Origin of the sequence: Gimesia algae (assembly GCF_007746795.1) — a bacterium.
GTDB lineage: Bacteria > Planctomycetota > Planctomycetia > Planctomycetales > Planctomycetaceae > Gimesia > Gimesia algae.
This window is the reverse complement of the sequence record NZ_CP036343.1, coordinates 1,462,437-1,482,927: the sequence shown is the minus strand read 5'-3', so window position 1 is coordinate 1,482,927 and position 20,491 is coordinate 1,462,437. Positions and strand designations below refer to the sequence as shown.

The 20,491-nt window shown below is 50.9% G+C and carries 13 protein-coding genes; 6 read left to right on the top strand and 7 right to left on the bottom strand.

What is annotated here, in order from left to right:
• Positions 1 to 109 precede the first annotated feature (109 nt).
• Both Pan161_RS05500 and Pan161_RS05495 read left to right on the top strand, forming a co-directional pair.
• A complete protein-coding gene (locus Pan161_RS05500; protein ID WP_145224788.1) occupies positions 110 to 1,603 on the top strand; it encodes a sulfatase in 1,494 nt (497 codons plus the stop codon).
• Between the two features lie 157 nt (positions 1,604 to 1,760).
• Complete coding sequence (locus tag Pan161_RS05495) at positions 1,761 to 6,209, top strand: amidohydrolase family protein (protein WP_145224786.1); 4,449 nt, start codon at positions 1,761 to 1,763, stop codon at positions 6,207 to 6,209.
• A 12-nt stretch (positions 6,210 to 6,221) separates the two neighbouring features.
• Here the strand turns inward: Pan161_RS05495 and Pan161_RS05490 are convergent, their stop codons facing one another.
• From Pan161_RS05490 to Pan161_RS05470, 5 genes are all read right to left on the bottom strand, one after another.
• Positions 6,222 to 7,163: a thioredoxin family protein gene (locus Pan161_RS05490; protein WP_145224784.1), complete on the bottom strand. Its 942-nt coding sequence runs from the start codon at positions 7,161 to 7,163 to the stop codon at positions 6,222 to 6,224.
• A gap of 244 nt (positions 7,164 to 7,407) precedes the next feature.
• Positions 7,408 to 8,010 carry an anthranilate synthase component II gene (locus tag Pan161_RS05485; protein WP_145224782.1) on the bottom strand — a complete coding sequence of 201 codons (603 nt, stop codon included), beginning with the start codon at positions 8,008 to 8,010 and terminating at the stop codon, positions 7,408 to 7,410.
• Between the two features lie 23 nt (positions 8,011 to 8,033).
• Entirely contained in the window at positions 8,034 to 9,518 is a 1,485-nt protein-coding gene (pabB, locus tag Pan161_RS05480) for an aminodeoxychorismate synthase component I (RefSeq protein ID WP_145224779.1), read from the bottom strand.
• Between the two features lie 96 nt (positions 9,519 to 9,614).
• Positions 9,615 to 11,027: a DUF6513 domain-containing protein gene (locus Pan161_RS05475; RefSeq protein WP_145224777.1), complete on the bottom strand. Its 1,413-nt coding sequence runs from the start codon at positions 11,025 to 11,027 to the stop codon at positions 9,615 to 9,617.
• An 84-nt stretch (positions 11,028 to 11,111) separates the two neighbouring features.
• Positions 11,112 to 11,456, bottom strand: a complete 345-nt coding sequence (locus tag Pan161_RS05470; protein ID WP_145224775.1) for a 4a-hydroxytetrahydrobiopterin dehydratase — start codon at positions 11,454 to 11,456, stop codon at positions 11,112 to 11,114.
• 424 nt (positions 11,457 to 11,880) lie between these two features.
• Here Pan161_RS05470 and Pan161_RS05465 point away from each other — a divergent pair, with 424 nt between their 5' ends.
• From Pan161_RS05465 to Pan161_RS05455, 3 genes are all read left to right on the top strand, one after another.
• The gene (locus Pan161_RS05465; RefSeq protein WP_145224773.1) at positions 11,881 to 14,799 is read left to right on the top strand and encodes a DUF1553 domain-containing protein; all 2,919 of its coding nucleotides are present in this window, start codon (positions 11,881 to 11,883) and stop codon (positions 14,797 to 14,799) included.
• 42 nt (positions 14,800 to 14,841) lie between these two features.
• Positions 14,842 to 16,305 carry a DUF1501 domain-containing protein gene (locus Pan161_RS05460; RefSeq protein WP_197995710.1) on the top strand — a complete coding sequence of 488 codons (1,464 nt, stop codon included), beginning with the start codon at positions 14,842 to 14,844 and terminating at the stop codon, positions 16,303 to 16,305.
• Between the two features lie 212 nt (positions 16,306 to 16,517).
• Entirely contained in the window at positions 16,518 to 17,258 is a 741-nt protein-coding gene (locus tag Pan161_RS05455) for a Swt1 family HEPN domain-containing protein (protein ID WP_145224771.1), read from the top strand.
• A 55-nt stretch (positions 17,259 to 17,313) separates the two neighbouring features.
• Here Pan161_RS05455 and Pan161_RS05450 read toward each other — a convergent pair whose 3' ends face one another.
• Positions 17,314 to 17,676 (bottom strand): cupin domain-containing protein, encoded by a 363-nt coding sequence (locus Pan161_RS05450; RefSeq protein ID WP_145224769.1) that lies wholly within the window; start codon positions 17,674 to 17,676, stop codon positions 17,314 to 17,316.
• A 192-nt stretch (positions 17,677 to 17,868) separates the two neighbouring features.
• Positions 17,869 to 19,143 (bottom strand): ornithine cyclodeaminase, encoded by a 1,275-nt coding sequence (locus Pan161_RS05445; RefSeq protein ID WP_145224767.1) that lies wholly within the window; start codon positions 19,141 to 19,143, stop codon positions 17,869 to 17,871.
• 230 nt (positions 19,144 to 19,373) lie between these two features.
• On the opposite strand from Pan161_RS05445, the gene Pan161_RS05440 reads away from it, so the two are divergent.
• Positions 19,374 to 20,480 carry a calcium/sodium antiporter gene (locus Pan161_RS05440; protein ID WP_145224765.1) on the top strand — a complete coding sequence of 369 codons (1,107 nt, stop codon included), beginning with the start codon at positions 19,374 to 19,376 and terminating at the stop codon, positions 20,478 to 20,480.
• Positions 20,481 to 20,491: the final 11 nt, after the last annotated feature.

Sequence of the window (20,491 nt, the reverse complement as noted above, 5' to 3'; positions counted from 1 at the left end):
ACAATCAGTGGATTAACAATTGCGACAGGTCTCTGCATCGTTCATGATAGAGAAATTGTACCGACCGACTGCCATTCTATAAATCCTCACCATTCATCTGGAAGTTGACATGTATCTCAAAAGTGCACTTGCCCTGCTGTTGGCAACAGTCCTGTTACTTGGTTTGCCTGAATTGCAGGCTGTCGAAAAACAACAGGCTGCCCAACCCAATATACTGGTGATTCTCTGCGACGATCTGGGTTATGGGGACCTGGCCTGTTATGGCCATCCTGTGATCAAAACTCCCCATCTGGATCAGCTGGCCTCCGAGGGGATGCGGCTGACGGACTGTTATGCCAGTGCTCCTGTCTGTTCTCCGTCGCGGGCTGGTTTGCTGACGGGACGGACTCCGAATCGTCTGGGCGTGTATGACTGGATCCCCGAAGGGCATCCGATGCATCTGAAACGGGATGAAGTCACAATTGCGCAGTTACTACAGCAGGCAGGTTATGAAACCGCCCACGTAGGAAAGTGGCATTGCAATGGAATGTTTAATTCCAAAGAACAGCCGCAGCCGGGTGATCATGGTTTTCGCCACTGGTTCAGTACCCAGAACAACGCCCTGCCCACGCATGAGAATCCCAATAATTTTGTCCGTAACGGAGAGCCACTGGGCGAGATTGAAGGGTTTTCCTGTCAGATCGTCGCCGATGAAGGAATTCGCTGGTTGAGTGACTGGCGCGAGAAAGAGAAACCTTTTTTTCTGCATGTCTGTTTTCATGAGCCACATGAGCGGGTGGCTTCTCCCCCGGAACTTGTAGAAAAATATCTCGGCAAGAGTCTGTATGAAGATCAGGCACAGTACTTTGCGAATGTCGCAAATATGGACCGTGCCGTCGGAAAACTGTTGAAAAAACTGGATGAAATGCATGTCGCCGACAATACACTGGTGTTCTTCACATCTGACAATGGTCCGGAAACATTGAATCGCTATGGAAAAGGCTCACGACGCTCCTGGGGATCGCCGGGTGTGCTGCGTGGCATGAAACTGCATATCTACGAAGGGGGAATTCGCGTGCCGGGCATCGTCCGCTGGCCGGGAAAAATCAAAGCGGGACAGGAGAGCGCGACACCTGTCTGCAGTGTCGACCTGTTACCAACATTCTGCGAAATCGCTGGTGTCGCGTTACCCGATCAGCGTCCCCTGGATGGTGCCAGCCTCTTACCGCTGTTTGCCGGGAACGAGATTGAGAGAACGACGCCTTTGTTTTGGAATTACTATCGCGCTTATAGCACGCCGCGTGTGGCGATGCGCGAGGGGGACTGGAAAGTGGTTGCGCACTGGAGTGGCCCGGAAGGCATCATTCCGCTGGGAGGGAATGTCAATTCCGTTTCTCAAGAGATTATCAAGAATGCGAAGCTGACAAAGTTCGAACTATATAACTTGAAAGACGACATCAGCGAACAGCATAATCTAGCCTGGCAGGAGCAGAAGCGACTGGACACATTGAAGAAAAAGCTGGTGCAGAAGTATGCGGCTGTTCAGAAAGAAGGGCCCGTCTGGAATACCAGCGAATACGATCAGAGCCGGAAAAAACCATTGATCAAAAAATCAGCGAAATAAACAGCCTCTTTTTCAGGTTCATTTTCTGTCCGGGGCAATTTGCGGGAAATCGATTTCAAGACTAAATCCCTATTCTCAACCGTCGGCGCGACTGTTAAAGTGAAACTCCGCAGTCATTTTGTCCTACCTGTTTTCATGAAACTGATCTGGTACAACCATGTCTTATCTACGTATTTTCTGCCTGTTGTCTGTTTTCTCTCTGCAGACTCTGCCCCAGCTTACTGAGGCACAAGCTATTCGCAATGTGGGTTTTGAGACGACTTCTTTCGCTTTGACAGGAGCTCGCGTGGTCACTCAGCCGGGAACCGTGCTGGAAAACGCGACCGTCCTGATCCGTGATGGGTTGATTGCAGAAGTCGGCATAGATCTGAAAATTCCAGCGGATGCGGATGTGATCGACTGTGCGGGGTTAATAGTATACCCGGGCTTCGTTGATGCCGCGTCCAGCGAATTGCTCAATAAAGACATCAAAGCTCCGCAGCCGAGTGAGCGCAAAGTTGATTTCGGTCGCTATGCCCTGGCAGCGACGCGCCCTGATAATCGAAATCACCTCAGTCCGGATTTTCTGGCGAATGAAGCCGTTGTCCGCAAAAAGAACAGTTTCGAAAAATACCAGAAGGCCGGGTTCACAGCCGTGCACGTGCTTCCCCAGGGAAAGATCGCCAGTGGCCAGGGAACACTGCTCTCCACCAGTGAGTTGCCTGTACGTGAAGCGACTCTGGTCAAATCGACGATGAGCGCCTTTCGCCTGTATGCGCCGCGTGGCGATGTTTATCCCACCACGCTGATGGGAGCACTCGCCCATTTACGTCAGACCTTTTTAGATACACAGCATTATGAACAGCATTGGGATCTATATCGAGAGCAAAGTGTATTCGTCAAACGCCCGCCGAGCGATCCTGCTTATGCAGAGTTGAAGGAAGTTCTGCATGGCAAGAAGGCTCCCGTGTTTACCGCTGACTCGCGGGATGAGATTTTACGGACACTCGATTTCTGTACGGAGTTTCATCTGAAACCGGTGATCTATGGGGGGGATGAAGCCTACCTGTGCCTGGATCGCCTGAAAAATGAATCGAGCGGCTTGATCATTCGGCTCAACATTCCCGAGAAGCCGAAAGTAAAAGAACCAGGGGATGAGAAAAAACTGACGATCAAATTTGCGGATCCCGTTCGCGTCCAGCAGGAAAAACTCCGCCTCTGGAAAGAGAAGATTCAGGGCCTGAGCCTGCTGGCAGAAAGCGGTTTACCAATGGCGATCTCTTCGGAATCGATGAAAAAACATGTTGAAGACGTCCTGCCACAACTGCGGGTGGCGGTAAAAGAAGGCCTGTCAGCAGAACAGGCGCTGCGTTTTCTGACGGTGGATGCTGCCGGTCTGCTCGGCATGGAATCACGTCTGGGGACGATTGACGCGGGTAAGCTGGCGCATCTGACGGTCATGTCTGGCCCCTGGAATGAAGATGAAACCAAAGTTCGGTACCTGTTTGTGGATGGCCTTAAGCTGGATTTCGAAGAGAAGAAAAAAGAAGACGAAGAGGACAAATCGAAATCCAAATCAAAAGCTAAGCCCGAGTCTGCAACCGTTGATTTAGCCGGTGAATGGGGGGTGGAAATTCAATCAGCTCAAGGCAAGGTCATTGGTCAACTGCAGCTTGCGCAGGAAAAGACTGCCTTGAGAGGCACGTTTTCCAGTGAAAAGGGGGACGGCAAAGTCACTTCTGGTAAAATCGAAAAGTCACAGTTTGAATTCACTGTGGCCATTGGTGCCGGGGAGCATTCAATTGAACTGCAGTTTAAAGGCGAACTGGGAAAAGAGTTGAAGCCGCAATCGCTTTCCGGAAAACTGAAGTCGGCCTTCGGGACAGAAACGCAGTGGTCGGCGGTTCGAAAAGTAAAGACGATGGAATCGGTCGTTGAGAATCCGATCCAACTCTCTCTGGAGGGAATGGACGACGGTGATGATCTGCTGGCCGATTCAGACAGCGAAATCCTGGTGGCAGAAAAACCGGTTTTGAAAAGCGAAGACCGCCCTAACCTGCATCAGTTTAATACGGAACTCAAGGCCGATCGGATCAGCCAGGCGGTAAATACGGGAGGAAACCTACTGCTGAAAAATGGAACGGTGATCACTGTCACCGGAGAAACGATGCAGCAGACATCAGTTCTAGTAAAAGAGGGCAAGATCGCCGCGATTGGCAGAGATCTGAAAGTGCCTGAGCAGACGACAGTCGTTGATATTACCGGGCTGTATCTGATGCCGGGTATCATTGATACCCACAGTCATATCATGATCACAGACGGGATCAACGAGTATTCGCAGTCGATTGTCCCTGAAGTTCGGGTTCGTGATGTCGTAAATACGGCAGACCCGTCTGAGTACCGGGCATTAGCGGGGGGCGTGACTGCCGCGCGGTTGTTTCATGGTTCGGCGAATGTGATTGGCGGTCAGGATGCGGTTGTGAAACTCAAGCATGGTAAGTCAGCTCGGGAACATATTCTGCACGATGCTCCACAAGGAGTGAAATTTGCGCTGGGAGAAAACGTCAAATATCGCACTTCGCGTTTTCCCAATACCCGCATGGGAGTTGAAGCGACACTGCAACGTGCGTTTCTGGAAGCCATCGATTACCGCCGACAGTGGCAGGAGTATGAAAAGTTACAGAAAAATGAACCGGACATCAAACGGCTGTCTCCGCGACGGGACCTGAGGCTGGAAGCATTGGCGGACATTGTGAACCATGAAAAGTTTATCCATTCGCATTGTTATCGCGCGGATGAAATCCTGATGCTGTTGCGTGTCGCTTCGAATATGGGGATTCGGGTCTGGTCGCTGCAGCATGTACTGGAAGGCTATAAGATTGCTCCCGAGATTCTGGCGCATGGTGCCAGCTGCAGTACGTTTTCGGACTGGTGGGCTTACAAAATCGAAGCCTTTGATGCGGTTCCTTTTAATGCGGCGCTGTTGAATGAAGCAGGCATCAATACAGTGATCAAAAGTGATGACTGGGAACTGATCCGACATCTCTATCTCGAAGCAGCCAAGACAGTTCGCTATGGTAATATGTCGTTCAATGATGCACTGCGTACGATCACGATCAACCCGGCGAAGGAGCTGGGTCTCGATCAGCAGATCGGATCCATCGAAATCGGTAAAGATGGTGACTTTGCTGTGTTCAGCGGGCATCCTCTGAATGCCTACTCACGCTGTGAGATGACGATTATTGAGGGGGAAGTCTATTTTGATCGCAGCCTGCAGCCGACCGCCATGACCGAATCGGCAGAGCGACGGTCCAAGGCACCTCAAGTTGCGATCGCCGCACAGACTGATGCAAAACTGGCATTGCCGACAGCAGACTTGACTGAGTATGCCATCACTGGAGCGACACTGCATCCGGTCGATCGGGGTGATATCGTCAAGGGGACGATCATTGTCAAAGATAAGAAAATCACTTATGCAGGACCTGCAAAAACACTGCCTGCTGAGATGATGGTGATCGATGCCGCAGGCTTACATATTTATCCGGGAATGATCGATTCCGGTTCTACATTAGGTTTAACGGAAATCGATAAGGTCCGCGAAACACGCGATTATGCGGAGAGTGGTGACCTGCAGCCCGATCTGCGCACGGGGGTGGCCATTAATCCTGATTCCGAGTTGTTTCCTGTGGCTCGTGCGGGGGGCATCACAACAGTGTTAGTCAGCCCGCAGTCCGGTCTGATCTCCGGTCAGGCTTCGCTCGTGCAGACCGCGGGCTGGACCGCACCGGAAATGGTGATGGAACTGGAAGCGGGTCTGCAGATCGACTGGAGTACCAAACAGGAGCGCCAGGACGAACTGAGAGACTTTCTGAAGCAGGCCCGCCTGTATCAAAAACTGAAGCAGCAGACAAAGGAGAAAGGGACACGTGAGCCGGTGACCGATCCCCGTTTTGAAGCGTTGATTCCCTACCTGCAGCAAAAGAAGCCGGTCTTTATTGAGGCGAATTCGCGCGAAGCGATTGCCGGTGCCTTGCTGTTTGCAGAAGAGGAAAAGCTGCGAATCGTGATTACCGGCGGCGCGGATGCCTGGAAACTGGCGGAGGAGTTGAAGCAGCGGAAGGTTTCTGTGATCGTCGGGCCTGTGATGCAGAAACCCCAGGACGACTACGATCCTTTTGATGCACCCTATGCGAATCCGGGGCACCTGTATGACGCGGGAGTTTCGTTCTGTATTCGTTCTCACAGTGCCTGGAATTCGCGGAACACCCCGTTTGAAGCTGCGATGGCAGTCGCTTATGGCCTGCCTGAGCAGGCTGCTTTGCGATCGGTCACACTCTCTGCAGCGGAAATTCTGGGAATCGACAGTCAGGTTGGATCTCTGACAGCGGGCAAACTGGCCAATCTGGTAATCGCCGATGGTTCGCCTTTGCAACATACCTCACATATTAAAGCGGTCTGTGTTGGCGGGAAAATAATGGCACCCGAAAGCAAGCAGACGCGGTTGTATGAACGTTATCGTGGTCGTTTACAGGAGCTGAGAGAATCGCCGGGAGACAAGCAGAATGTACCGATTCCCCTGGAAACTCAGAAGACAGCACCAGCAAAGAAACCTGCGAATACCAAGTAGCACAGTTGCCGCTTAACGCACAACACTGCCTTCGGCCTGTTTGATTTTCAAGACGTGCATCGTACGACTGAAGCGATCCGGGTTCTTTTTGAATTCTTCCCGGGATTCCAGGTCAACGAACAGGTACAGATTATGATCGTAGTAGGCACCGTATTTTGTATCGCCGGGAATGGCGCGGTCCTGCTTATTCAGAATGACAGGATCGCAGCCCAGGAGTTGGGGAGCATATCGTCCGGGATCAATCTTGAAGATTTCGAACTCAGTACGCGTAGAGAGCAGATAAGTGATGCCCTGATAAGGCCAGCTGAATTCATCCTTGCCTTTCGTCCATTTACGATCCCGAGTTAAGGCAACCGGGCTGTAACCTTCCAGGCCGATTCTGTCAGGATCCGTCGCGACGTAGGTCTTTTCTTCGACTTCAATCTCAACCGGCTCTGCTTTGGCAAAGTCACTTTCCTGCTGTTTTCTCTGCATCAGTTCCTGTTTACTTTTCTGAGCCAGATAAACGCGTCTGTCATTTTCGTAACGGGAAGCACCTCGCCCTAGAAAGCTTAAATAAGTGTTTTTCGGTTGCATCCCGTCGGTCCGAGTAATAATGGTCCCCGTGGGGGTCAGCAGGATATCACTGGGAAGCGAGCGTACATTAAACCGATCAATGAGATGTGGATACTGATCGCTGTCGATTTTGACACCAATAATGCGTTTACCGAGGACACTTTTAATGCTCTGCGTACTTAAAACGGTCTGTTCCATCTTATGACAGGGGCCACACCAGGAAGCATGGAAATGAACGAGCAGAGCTACATCTTTATCCTGCGCGAGTTTTTGCGCAGCCTGGAAGTCATGCAGCCATTCACCAGCGAATGAAGAACTGATTGATATCGCAAACAGAGTGAACGCAACTGTTACGATTGATACAAATTGATGTTTAACGTTTCCGTTAGTGAATCGCATGAAAATATCCCCGCAAATCTTCTGAATACATGAACGAGCTCGCGTTCAGTAAAAAGCGACAACAGAGTCGTTAATACTCTGATATCATCGTTGTTATCGGTTCGTTGTGGGGAGGTTGTTGTGAAGTATTACACTCGATTCGAGCCGTGCTGTGAGGAAATGAAAAAAATGCAGGGTCGTAACGAATTGCGCTGGAAGTCAGAAAGGAAACTTAAACCAGCTTAACTAACCGGACCGGGGAGACTCAGTGGAGAGTGTCTTGAGTTTGAAGTGTCGTGTCCGAAAGGAACGTGAGAAAGTTTTGCAGCAACTCCAGTCCGCATTTGGTGAGAATTGATTCCGGGTGAAACTGTACACCGAATAAGGGGGCACTCTGGTGTTCGATTGCCATCGGTATGCCCTCTGCTGTGCGTGCCGTAATCATGAGTTCGACTGGCAGGGTTGCTTCATCAATGATCAGTGAGTGATACCGGGTGGCGGGAAACGGATCAGGTAGACTGGATAACAGGCGTGAATTTTGATGATAGATCAGAGACGTCTGGCCGTGCACGGGTTGTGGGGCACGAATGATGTTTCCCCCCAGACTGGCGGCGATCGCCTGATGTCCGAGGCAGACACCGAGAATAGGGATTTGTCCGATGAAGTGGCGGACGAGTTCCTGGCTGAGACCGGCTTCTTCCGGAGTACAGGGGCCCGGTGAAAGGATCAGGGCAGAAGGTTTCAGTTCCGTTGCCTGTCTGAGGGTGATCTGATCATTGCGGATGACGTGCGTTTCCTGACCAAGCTCCTCAAAATAGCGAGCCAGGTTAAACACGAAACTGTCATAGTTATCAATAATCAGGATCATCAAATTTATTCTGAAGCAGCAGTTTAACTGTGAAGTGCGGCAATCATTCCCGCCGCCTTGTGCAGGGTTTCTTCGTATTCCAGACGTGGCTGACTCTGGGCAATAATCCCGCCTCCGACCGGGAACTGGATCCAGCCTTTGCGGACGGTGAAAGTTCGAATCAGAATGTTACTGTCAAATTCCCCGTTCAAACCAGCGTAAAACAGGCAGCCGCAATAAGGGCCGCGGACCGTGGGCTCGAGTTCCGCGATGATCTCCATTGATCGGACCTTGGGTGCGCCGGTAATGGAACCGCCGGGAAACGAAGCCGCGAGCAGATCCCAGACCGTTGTATCGGGTTTGAGCTGTCCGCGAACTTCTGAAACCAGGTGCTGCACCGTTTCGTATGTTTCCACCGAACAGAGTTGGGGGACTCGGATGCTGCCGGGCAGGCAGACGCGCGACAGGTCGTTGCGGAGCAGATCGACGATCATCACATTTTCGGCCTGATCCTTTTCGCTTTCCCGCAGTTCATCCCGCGTAAGCAGGTCGGCTTCGGGAACATATTTTCGACGTCGGGTCCCTTTGATGGGACGCGTTTCGACTTCGCTTCCGGAGACATTCAGAAAGCGTTCGGGCGAGGCACTGAGAACTGCCCAGTCATCCCAGCCAAAATAGCCGGCAAACGGAGCAGGATTCTTCGATCGTAAATTCAAATAGAGTTCTGCAGGATGACTCGTCGTTCGGCTGAGCAATCGATGTGAAAAGTTCGCCTGAAAAATATCGCCCGCATAAATGTATTCAATAATTTGTGACACACGGTCCTGAAACTCTGCTTTACAGAAATTGCTGAAAATATGGGGATACCCTTCCAGCGGGAATGCAGAAGAAAGCGCTTCCAGAGGCAGTGGAGGCTCCGTGTTCCATTGCGGCAGTTGATCGATTCTGCCGCGACGGTCAAAGAGAACTGAATCAGTGCGTGCTTTGACAGACTGGCAGCGTTGGATTGCTCGTTCGTAACTCTGTGCATTCAGACTCTCGTCAAAGCCCTGGACGATCAGCCAGGCACGATGCTGGTGATGATCCCAGGCGATGACCCAGTCGTAAAAGCCGACGGCAAAATCGGGGAGCTGGAATTCATCCTGCGGTGCGCGGGGAAACTCTTCCCAGCAGCGCCCCAGTTCATAAGAGAGCAAGCCGGCGAACCCGCCTTGAAACGGGGGGAGTCCCGGTACCGATTCGATCTGATGGCGTGCCTGTACTTCGCGCATCGGCAGAAAAGGATCGGTTCCCAGTTCAGCAGCCTGAATTTGAGTCCGCGTGAGGGGATTGCACATTAAGTATGAGAAGTGTCCCTGCGAGGAAGACTGACGGGCACTGTCCAGGACCAGCAGACTGTCTTCGCCGGCAAACTCGATCAGCAGTTGCTCCAGGTCCGGACAGGGAATCAGTTCTTCTACAAGAGGGAGCTGTTCCGCAATGGGGCTCCCCTGCTCTTGAGACAGATCCTGAGATAAATTTCCAGACATGATGCATCTATTTTTAACTAAAACACGCTGTGAGCACCCGACATACCAAGGCCACTAAGGGGACAGTATAACAGGACCCGGATCGAGAAGGAATCATCAGCGAGGCCCACATTGTGTGTCTTCCCCCTGCCCGCGACGACGTTCCAGTGCACTGGTTTCAGCCTGCGTTAAAAAGCCCCAGTTTAATGGTTGATCCTGCTTGTACTGTTTTCCCAAGGTTAAAGCCGTCATTGCTTTACTCATTTCGTAGCCCAGATAAAAGGCATGTGATGCATCCAGATCCTTCTGGTTGGCGGCCTGGAACTGATCAAAGAGTTCAAACGGATCGGTGCCTTTCCAGTAGCCATCCCGGTTCATGACGTGTAAGGCATTCTCTTCTGCGAAAATGCGATAGTTCGGATCCCGGATCTGAGCCGCCAGGTTCGCCAATGCTTCTGAGCCAAGTTCTTTGAGTTTCGGATCGCGCAGCATGACCAGTTGATATTCGACGTGCTTAGGAAGGGTCTGGTTATCGATGGCATATTTGACTAGGCGCCGGGCATGATTGAACTCCCCAATCGTACTGCGGGCCCAGTTAATGACTTCGGTTGCCAGGACGCTATGGATTTTCAGTTCCTGGCAGAGAGCGGCCAAAAGTACATTCATGCCGGCGGTGTCGACCTCAGTCAGTTCCGTCAGATTGCCGATGCCCATCATGATTTCGGTATCCGGAAATTCTTTACGTGCTCGATAGTAACGTTCTAAAGAAGCAGCAAAGCCATACCCGATCGGTTCCAGAATGGGGTCGATGCGAAACGGTGTGCCCTGTTTCGTGAGTTCTTCCACGATAGCGTGCAGGGACTCAAAATCGCTGGGGACATCCGGGATGGCGACGACTTCGACGCCCAGCTTGGAAACCCAGTCGAGGTTGGCGTGGTTACAACTCAGTATAAGTTCCGCGCCGCTGGCGACTGCTGCTTCCACTTCGGTGCGTTCAAAGCTGTCGATCGAAATCCGATGGCCTGCGTCGATGAGCATCTTCACGATTTCACCTGTTCGCGACCAGCTATCTCCGGGAACGCAGCCGACGTCGATCAGGTCTGCACCGTTATCTCGATAATGGTCTGCCTGTCGCAGTATTTCTTCGTCAGTCAGAAAGGGGGCGTGATTGATTTCTGCCAGTATTTCGATGTCAAACCGGGAGAGATCTTTGGGAGGACGATCTGCCTGACCGAAATATTCGGGCAGGTCGAAATGGTCTTTGGGTCCCCGTTTGAAGGGAATACCAAAGTGATCGGTCAGTGTCTGCAGATCCCCTTTGCAGAGTCCAGGCAGCATAACCCAGTCGGTGTCTGGTGGAACAGTGAGTCTGCGCAAGATCAGCGGGACATGCATCAGGGCGGCGACCTGGACATTCAATACAACGACTTCAAACTCAAAACCAACCTGGGGAGCAAGTTTGTCTAATACGCCGCGTAATGAAAATTCAGCCAGCCTGCCGGTTACGAACAGGATGCGTTCCTGTTTCATTGTTGATCTTTCCTCAAAGCTGCATCCTGTCCCTGCTCTCGATAGTTCAGTGAAGTCCTTCGAACCGAGTAGCGTCGACCTGAATTAGTGGACCCATTTTTTGGGAAACCCGTCCAGGGGGGAGTCTGCTTCTGGTTGCCAGAGCACGGTTTCTTCAATTTTTTTCGCGAGGCTGATGTCTTTCCCTGTGATGGCGTGCACCTTGTGTGTCTGCAGTTTCACGGTGACCGCTGCATAGCCAACGCTCAAATCCGGGTGATGATTTCCGGCTTCTGCCAGGTAGCCGATCGTGTTGACCAGCATCAATGTATGCGACCAGCCAGGAGTCCCATATTTTCTGCGGATCCAGCCATCGCGGAGTTCCCAGTTGGAGTAAGTGTTCAGGAATTCCTGGATTTCAGCTTCGGTTAATGCTTGATCCTCAGTCATGATTCCCCCTTTTTTCTAATCCTGTCGGATGATGATTCGATTAAACCAGTTGGTGATTCAGCCGATATTATTAATACCCTGTTTCCAGAGACTGATGCAGCAATCGAGGTTCCATTTTTATGGCAAGCTCAATCAGTACAGACAGTTATCCCGGGGAACAGGACAGCTTGATTGCTACTGTACTGCATTTTGGGTCTCTTTTAAATGGGGCACCGGGCGGGATTTTCACAACAATGTTAAGAATACAGATGAAAGTGAATCGAACTAAACCTATGCTTCATAAGGCTTAAGTGCGAAATACAGACTACACTTTGCATCTCTGGCAGAGTAGAATAATAGATAGAGGAGTTTACCGGCTTAAGATCGGATCTGCTCCTTCCCTCCCAATTTTTCCCACCACGGTTTCACTGAGAAAGAGTTGAAAATGAGGCGGCTTTGGATTCTGTTTCATCCATCATCAAAACCCGGCCTGGCATCAGGTATGTACTGGTTAACCGTTTTTATGATTACTGTGTTGACAGTACCTGCTCTGAGTCTTGCTGCCAACAACAATAAAATTCCTGCCGAGCAGATTGAGTTTTTTGAAAAAGAAATTCGTCCGGTTCTGGTGAAACGCTGTCATGCCTGTCATGGTTCTAAAAAACAGGAAGCGAGCCTGCGTCTCGATACTCATGCCTGGATGATGAAAGGCAGTGATACCGGTGCAGCCGTTGTGCCGGGAGACCCACTGAAGAGTCGTATCATTCAGGTCATCCAGTATCATGAGGACGACAGTCAGATGCCTCCTGAGAAAAAAATGCCAGATAATGAAATCGCTGCATTGACACGCTGGGTGAAGCTGGGAACGCCTTGGCCGTTTTCTGAGAAGGACGCCAAGCTGGCACCGACCAACGGCGCATACGATTATGAAACACTGGCAGAGAGCCACTGGTCATTTCAGCCTGTGACGAAGCCACAACTGCCCGAAGTGAAAGCTTCGCAGCGGGTCTCATCACCGGTTGACCCTTTCGTCATCAAACGTTTGGAAGAGAAAGGCCTGAGTCTGTCACCTGCCGTGGATCGTCGCAAACTGATTCGTCGCGCAACCGTGGATTTGATTGGCCTGCCTCCCACGTATCAGGAAGTGGAAGCATTCGTGAATGACAAATCTCCGGACGCCTATGCAAAGCTGATTGATCGACTGCTGGCTTCTCCCCATTATGGCGAACGCTGGGGACGTCACTGGCTGGACGTGGCCCGCTATGCGGATACCAAAGGTTATGTGTTTACCTCAGAACGCCGCTACCCTTATTCCTATACGTATCGCGATTATGTAATTCGCGCGTTCAATGAAGATTTACCATTCGATCAGTTCATTCGGGAGCAGCTGGCGGCAGATCAGATCGACCGCAAAGGCGATGATCGTTCGCTGGCAGCGCTTGGTTTTCTGACAGTGGGACGTCGCTATCGGGGAAATATTCATGATATCACCGATGACCGGATTGACCTCGTTTCGCGCGGCCTCTTGGGATTGACGGCATCGTGTGCCCGCTGCCACGACCATAAGTTTGATCCGGTTCCCACCAAAGATTATTACGGGCTGTATAGCGTGTTCATCAGCAGTTATGAACCGGAGGAGAAAGACCTGCCTCTGATCGGGAAACCTAAATCAGAAAAAGACTACAAGGTCTATCAGGCCGAGCGGGCGAAACGACAAAAAAAGGTCGATGATTATATTCATGGCGAAGCAGAGAAATTCAGAGCAACCGCCCGTCTGACCGTTGGTGATGTGTTGCAGGGAGTCGCCGAAAAACAGAAACTGGCAGCAGGAGGCGATCAAAAGCCAAAATACGAAAGTAAGGAAGCACCTCATCGACGGTACGTCGATCTCTGGCGTTCTTATCTGGCGCGCAATGCCAAATCGCAGCGGGCCGTACTGTCTCCCTGGAATCAGTTTGCCGCATTAAAAGTGAAGCCTGACGAATTCCCTGCGCGTGCTGCGGAAATCGTACAGAAACTATCGCAGCAGGAAGCAGAAACACAGGCCGACAAGCGGGTGAATCGTCTGATTGTCCACGCTTTGAAAAACAATCCTCCAGAGAACATCTACGATGTCTGCCGAGCTTATGGAACTGCGTTCAAAGAAGTCGAGCAGGCGTGGTTGAAAGAACTGGCAGAAGCAGGAAAAGCGAAAAAAACTCTGCCCGAAAAACTGGAAGATCCTGCCGCAGAAGAGTTACGGCTGATTTTATATGATGCGGATTGTCCCGCTGCCAGTAACGATGAAGTGGCAGCATCGATGTTTAACCGAGCCCAACGCAATAAAATTCGCCAGCTGGAAAAACAGCTGGAAACTCTGGATGTGACATCCCCGGGCGCACCACCACGCGCGATGGTGATGTTAGATAAAGACAAACCGGTCACCTCTCACGTGCATCTGAGAGGGAACCCGGGCCGTCGAGGCGATCAGGCACCGCGGCAGTTCTTCCGCATACTGGCTGGCGCAGACCGCAAACCATTTGAGAAAGGGAGTGGCCGCCTGGAACTGGCAGAGGCCATCGCTTCGAAAGACAACCCACTTACAGCCCGGGTGTTCGTAAACCGGGTCTGGATGCATCATTTTGGAGAAGGGTTGGTGAAAACTCCCAGTGATTTTGGTGTTCGCAGCGATCCCCCTTCCCATCCGGAACTGCTGGACTATCTGGCATCCCGCTTTATGGAAGAAGGCTGGTCGGTAAAATCACTGCATAAAATCATTATGCTATCAGCCACTTATCAACAGGGAATGCAGGAGAGCCAGCAAGCCCGCCTGATTGATTCCGATAACCGTCTGCTCTGGAAACGATCACCGGTTCGACTCGACTTTGAGGCAATGCGCGATTCTTTGTTATCTGTTTCGGGACAGCTGAGTGAGGAAACCGAAGGCAGAGGGTTCCTGATCGATCAGATTCCGACGGAACCTAAACGAACCGTCTACAGTTTTGTGGACCGGAATAATCTGCCTAATATATTCCGGACATTCGACTTTGCGAATGTGGAATCCAGTACGGCGCAGCGACCCTATACGACAGTGCCTCAACAGGCATTGTTTGCCATGAACAGCCCATTGTTAATTGAACAATCGCGTTTCCTGGTCAAAGATCTGGATCTGGAAAAAATAAGGAAAGACCAGGGCGTGGATACTGCCGTGACGAAGTTGTATCAGCGGGTTTTAATGCGAAATCCTGTCACTGAAGAGCTGGAACTGGGTAAGCAATTCCTCGCCCATCACCACGACCAGATTGAAACGCCAATACGCATGACCGGTTGGGAGAAGTACGCTCAGGTGCTGTGCACTTCTAACGAATTCATGTTTGTTGACTAAGTTATAAAGACACAAAAATTAATATTGCAGGAGCCTGTTATTATGGCTGAACAAATTCCACATTTTAACTGTGATCCCATCGTTACCCGTCGCCAGATGCTGCAGCGTTGCGGGACCGGCCTGGGGTCTCTGGGCCTGGCTACTCTGATGGCTTCCGAAGGGATGCTGAATCAGGCGGCGGGCGCGTCTGCAGGCAGTCCGACTTCGCCGATGGCGCCGAAGACGGCACACTTTCCCGGTAAAGCCAAACATGTGATTCATATCTTCCTGAATGGGGGCGCTTCACAGGTTGATACATTTGACCCCAAGCCTGCGCTGGCTAAGTACGCCGGCAAAAAATTACCAATGGAAAATCTGAGGACAGAGCGCAAAACAGGTGCCTCCCTGCCCTCACCCTTCAAGTTCAAGAAATATGGCGAAAGTGGTCTGGAAGTCAGCGAGCTGTTTTCTGAACTGGGAGAATGCGTGGATGACATTGCATTTGTCCGGTCTATGTATACCAACGTGCCTAACCATGAACCTTCATTGATGATGATGAACTGTGGCGACCTGATTCAGCCGCGCCCGAGTATGGGAGCGTGGGTGACTTATGGCCTGGGAACAGAGAATCAGAATCTGCCTGGCTTTGTGGTGATGTGCCCCGGCGGCTATCCAATTACGGAATCGGCCAACTGGCGCTCTGCGTTTTTGCCTGGAGCCTATCAGGGAACTCATATTGATACGAAACATACAGATATCGAAAAGCTGATTTCGAATATTAAAAACAAACAACTCGTTTTGCCTGAGCAGCGTCGTCAACTGGATCTGCTACAGGCTTTGAACCGTCGTCATCAGGCGGCACGGTCTCAGGAATCAGCGCTGGAATCGCGGATTCAGTCGTTCGAACTGGCTTATCGTATGCAGATGCAGGCGTCTGATGTGTTTGATGTGAATAATGAACCAAAACACATTCATGAGATGTATGGAAAAGGTGTGCATGCCCGTCAGATGATGATCGCCCGCAGGCTGGTTGAACGGGGAGTTCGCTATGTACAACTCTGGCATGGAGCCGGTCAGCCATGGGATAATCATGATGAAATCGAAAAGAACCATCGCCGTTTAGCCGGGGACTGTTCCCAGGCCATCGCTGCTCTACTGAAAGATCTCAAGCAACGCGGTCTGCTGCAGGATACGATTGTGATGTGTGGTGGCGAATTTGGTCGTACCCCCGTGGTGGAATTACCAACTCCCGGTGCCAATGCCGGAAAAATGAATGGGCGTGACCATAATAACCATGGTTTTACGGTCTGGCTGGCGGGCGGTGGGGTCAAAGGGGGACAGGCTTATGGTGCCACCGATGAATTCGGATTCGCTGCGGTCGAAAATAAAGTTCACGTGCATGACCTGCATGCGACTGTGCTCAAATTGCTGGGATTCGACCATGAGCAGTTGACCTACCGTTTCTCTGGTCGAGATTTCAGGTTAACTGATGTTCACGGTAAAGTGGTTGAAGATCTGATTGCCTGATGCCAAAAGTGAACGGGATCATGTCCACTACAACCGTTTCTGCTTGTGTATGAACAAATAAATCCCCTGCTTTGCTTGGTTTGTGTCATATCGGTACTTGACCTTCTTATGAAAACAGGGAATGATTGTTCATGCAATTCAGGGGCGGGAGGATTGGGTTCGCATCATTCGTTTCGCAATTCTGAATCAGGGGCATCTTGTGGGGGAAATGTGTGGCCGGAGATAATGAACGTATCAAACGGACTCTGGATTTACTTGGGATCGGGCTCTATCCAATTATTGAAGAGGAAATGAAGGCCGTCTACAAGGATGACTGGATTGACCGTGCTAAAGAAAGCTTTCGTAATTCTACCCTGACCTCTCAACCGGAGGGCGATGCCATCCGGTGGGACGCCCATTCGACTCTGCTGATTTTGTGGGATCACTGGAACAGTGTTTTCCGTAATCGCCTGTCTCCCCTGGAGCGAAGTTTTGTAGGTGAGTTACGGGAATATCGGAACCGGTGGGCACATCAGAGTAAGATCAGTACAGATGATACATTGCGGATTCTAGATACGGCTTCCCGTCTGTTACAGGCGACCGGAGCGACGCAGGAGGCCCGGCAGTTACAGCGCGAACGGGATCAGCTGTTGCATCAGATAATGCAATATCAGGAGCAGATCGTCGTTGATTCTGATGACCATCGCCGTCAACGCATGCGTGACGCCGTAGTCTTTCTGATCTGTGGTATTGCCATCGATTTGGGGATTTTCTTTTCGTATGGAACAGGCGGCCTGGCCATTCTGTTTGCTGTCTTCGTTGCAGCGGTCTTTGCATTCCTGGCTTATCAGCGCTGGGTGACCCCCGACCGCCCCGCGTATGGAGCCCACGAATGTACCAATTGCGGCAAGATCATCTACGGTGAAAACTGTCCGTACTGCAATGAAGATCCGCAACCGACTCAGGGAGTCTGAACTCATCAGCAATTCATGGTGCTGGTGAATCCATTTGAACTTGATGGGAGCGGTTTCAGTCGACCCATTCGTCTGCAGGATCAAATTTGGGGAAGACGATGTTGATGATCTTCATTGATCCGAGAGCACGGTGCCGTACTCCGGGGGGAATTACAACTGCCATCCCGGCATGGACGGGAATGATTTCATCATCCAATTGCATTTGCGCATCACTGCCACATTCGAGAAAATAGTAGGTTTCCGTCAGTTTTTTGTGATAGTGCAATTCTGCATCTTCTGATATTTCGGTGACGTGTAGAGTGCCGGGAAATTCAGAGACGTCAGCAAAAGCCCGCCGCGCTGTACCACAGGGACAGGCTGTGCCTGGGATCTCTGCAAAATCGGCAAGGTGATATTTTTTCTGGGTCGATTCGGTCATTTCATTTTTCCGGTCGAGATCTTTAGACTGTGTCCAGTTTTACTGTAGCGTTCCCAGGTCCATTTGGACCGAGTATATTAGATTGAGAGACGCTATGGTTAAATGTGACGCGCTCTAGTGCGCTGTCTGAATTCGAAATTGCATGCCGCAACTTCCCCTGATTATAGCGGATCAGCGAGGAAAGCAAAACGTTCATCCTGTTTTATTGATTTCATGCAGCAGGACACGTAAGAACGGTTCGACGTCAGTGACGAGTCCGATGGTCTGAAACGTACCTCGATCGGCCAGTTTGGTGACGGTGGCAGGGTTAATGTCAACGCACACGACTTTCACACTGGCTGGCAGCAGATTTCCCACCGCGATGGAATGCAGTGTGGTCGCGATCATCAGGCAGAACGAGACCCCCTGCACGAGTTCACGCATTTGACGCTGGGACTCGACTGTGTCAGTAATGACATCCGGCAACGGCCCATCATCGCGGATACTGCCGGCCAGCAGAAAGGGAACCTGATTTTTGACGCACTCATACATGATTCCGGAATTCAGAACCTTCTGATCGACGGCATTTTTGATACTTCCCAGGCGGCGAATCCGGTTGATGGAGCGCAGGTGATGTTCATGCCCTTCTTCGCTTGAGCCGCCATGCTCCATGGAAATGCCCAGGCTCGTACCATAAAACGACTCTTCAATGTCATGGGTGGCGAGCGCATTACCAGCGAACAGCAGATTCACATAGCCTTCCCGAATCAGCTGGCTGAAGTGATCTCTACTCCCTGTATGAACCACAGCGGGGCCGGCTACCACCAGAATTTTACCATTTCCATTTCGTGCCCGCCGCATTTCAGAGGCAATTTCTCTAACAGTCACTCCTTTGGGCTTTTCACTGGAGACAGTACTGTTCATGAAGGAGAACCCGGAGACTTCCGGTGCATTTCGCTCCGTTGGAATAACACGTGTACCCCGATTTCCAATCACCACGAGTTCCCCCTGTTTGACATCCGCCATCGGCAGGCAGTGTGCCGATTTTCTATCGGGACTGACGACGACCCCGCAATCCATTTCCTGTAAATCAACAGGAATCCACTCTTCCGCGATACGGATTTCCGTTTTCTGATTGGTACTGCAGTAAAACCCTTCGGGAAAGGCACCGTTCATGTCAGCCGGTTCCAGAATACTGTCATGCTGCTTGATAGGAACGGCGCCATGCTGGGCAATTTGAGTCAGGATTTTCTGTAGAGTTGCTTCATCGGGCGCAGAAACTTTAATCTGCGCCCGACTGCTGTCTGTCCGTAGTTGACCGATACAAATTTGATCAATCGCAAAGTCCCCACCCAGCACTGTGATTTCATCGAGAATTTTCGGCAGCAGCAGGCTGTCGATAATGTGCCCCTCTAATTCGATCTCTTCACTGAATCGGACTGATTCCTCGGGCTGTTCTTCAGAAGAATGGGTAGATCGATTGTCCATGCGTGCTCATCCCTGCCAGGTGGTTCAATAAAAAAATGATGTAAAGCGATGCGATTCTGTCAGGAATCTTTGATCGCTTGTTTCTATTTTACGTTTTTCGAATTAAAAACATACACTCAAAATATTGTTTTGAGTCATGACTATCATATTCATAGCTGACTTTTTACTATTTTGCAGACAGATCAAATCATAAATCCCGAAAACCGTTCAGGAGCAGGAGTTTGCCCTTTATGAATCTGGCTGCGGAGCCGCTCGAATTTTTGCGAATTTTTATTGGACTGGATGCCCCTGGGTCAATTCTCTTTTGCAGCTTATTAATTCTACTGGGGATGCTCAGTATTACCAAAGGAGGGGATCTGTTTACGGACAGCTCTGTTGAGATCGCCAGGTTGACGCGCATACCCCCTGTAATTATTGGCGCGACGATCGTCAGTATGTCGACCACATTTCCGGAGCTGATGGTGTCAGTCACGGGAACTCTGGCGGGCAAAGGTGATCTGGCAGTGGGTAATGCATTGGGATCCTGTTTGTGCAATATCGGCCTGATCATTGGTACCTGTGCATTGCTGAAAGGCTATCTCTCCAGGAAAAGAAATACCGAGAGCGGGATTCCGGTTTCACGGCTCACAATTGTGGGGCCCGGTTTTTTCATGCTGTTCTCCGGAGTCCTGATCTGGGTATTCAGTCTGTTCTCAGCAGGTGGTGCCGTGACACAGTCCGGTGCGTCTGCCGAATTTGCCATTGCCCGTTGGCAGGCAGTAATCCTGTTGTGTGTTCTGGCAGCTTATATTTTGTTTTCGCTTAGATTGGCGATGGCTTCGCGGCATGACTTTGGCGAAGATCAGGAATTACCGCCTCTGGTGGAAAACCAGATTGTTTACTGTTTCAAACTCGCGTTGATGTTTCTTTGTGGTGCCTGCCTGGTAGTGTTGGGAAGTCGACTACTGGTTACCAATGCCGTGGAGGTGGCCCGGTATTTTGAGGTTTCTGAACTGATGATCGGCCTGACGATTCTGGCCATTGGTACTTCGCTGCCCGAATATACAATTTCCGTTTTGTCGATTATCAAAGGACACGGGGCACTGGGAACCGGGAATATCATCGGGGCTAACGTGTTGAATATCACTATGGTTATCGCCGTTTGCGCCCTGATCCATCCCTTACCCATTCAGCGGCAAACCATTTTTCTGGATGGGCCCGTCGTGATCCTGTTGATTGTGGCAATGTTGGGACTGGCCTGGAGGAAAAAGGTGATTTCTACTTCCAGTGGAGCGGTTTTGCTTGCAATTTATGTCGGGTATCTGCTGCTGGCAACATTCTGTTTCGCCAGTAGCTAGACTGTATCCAG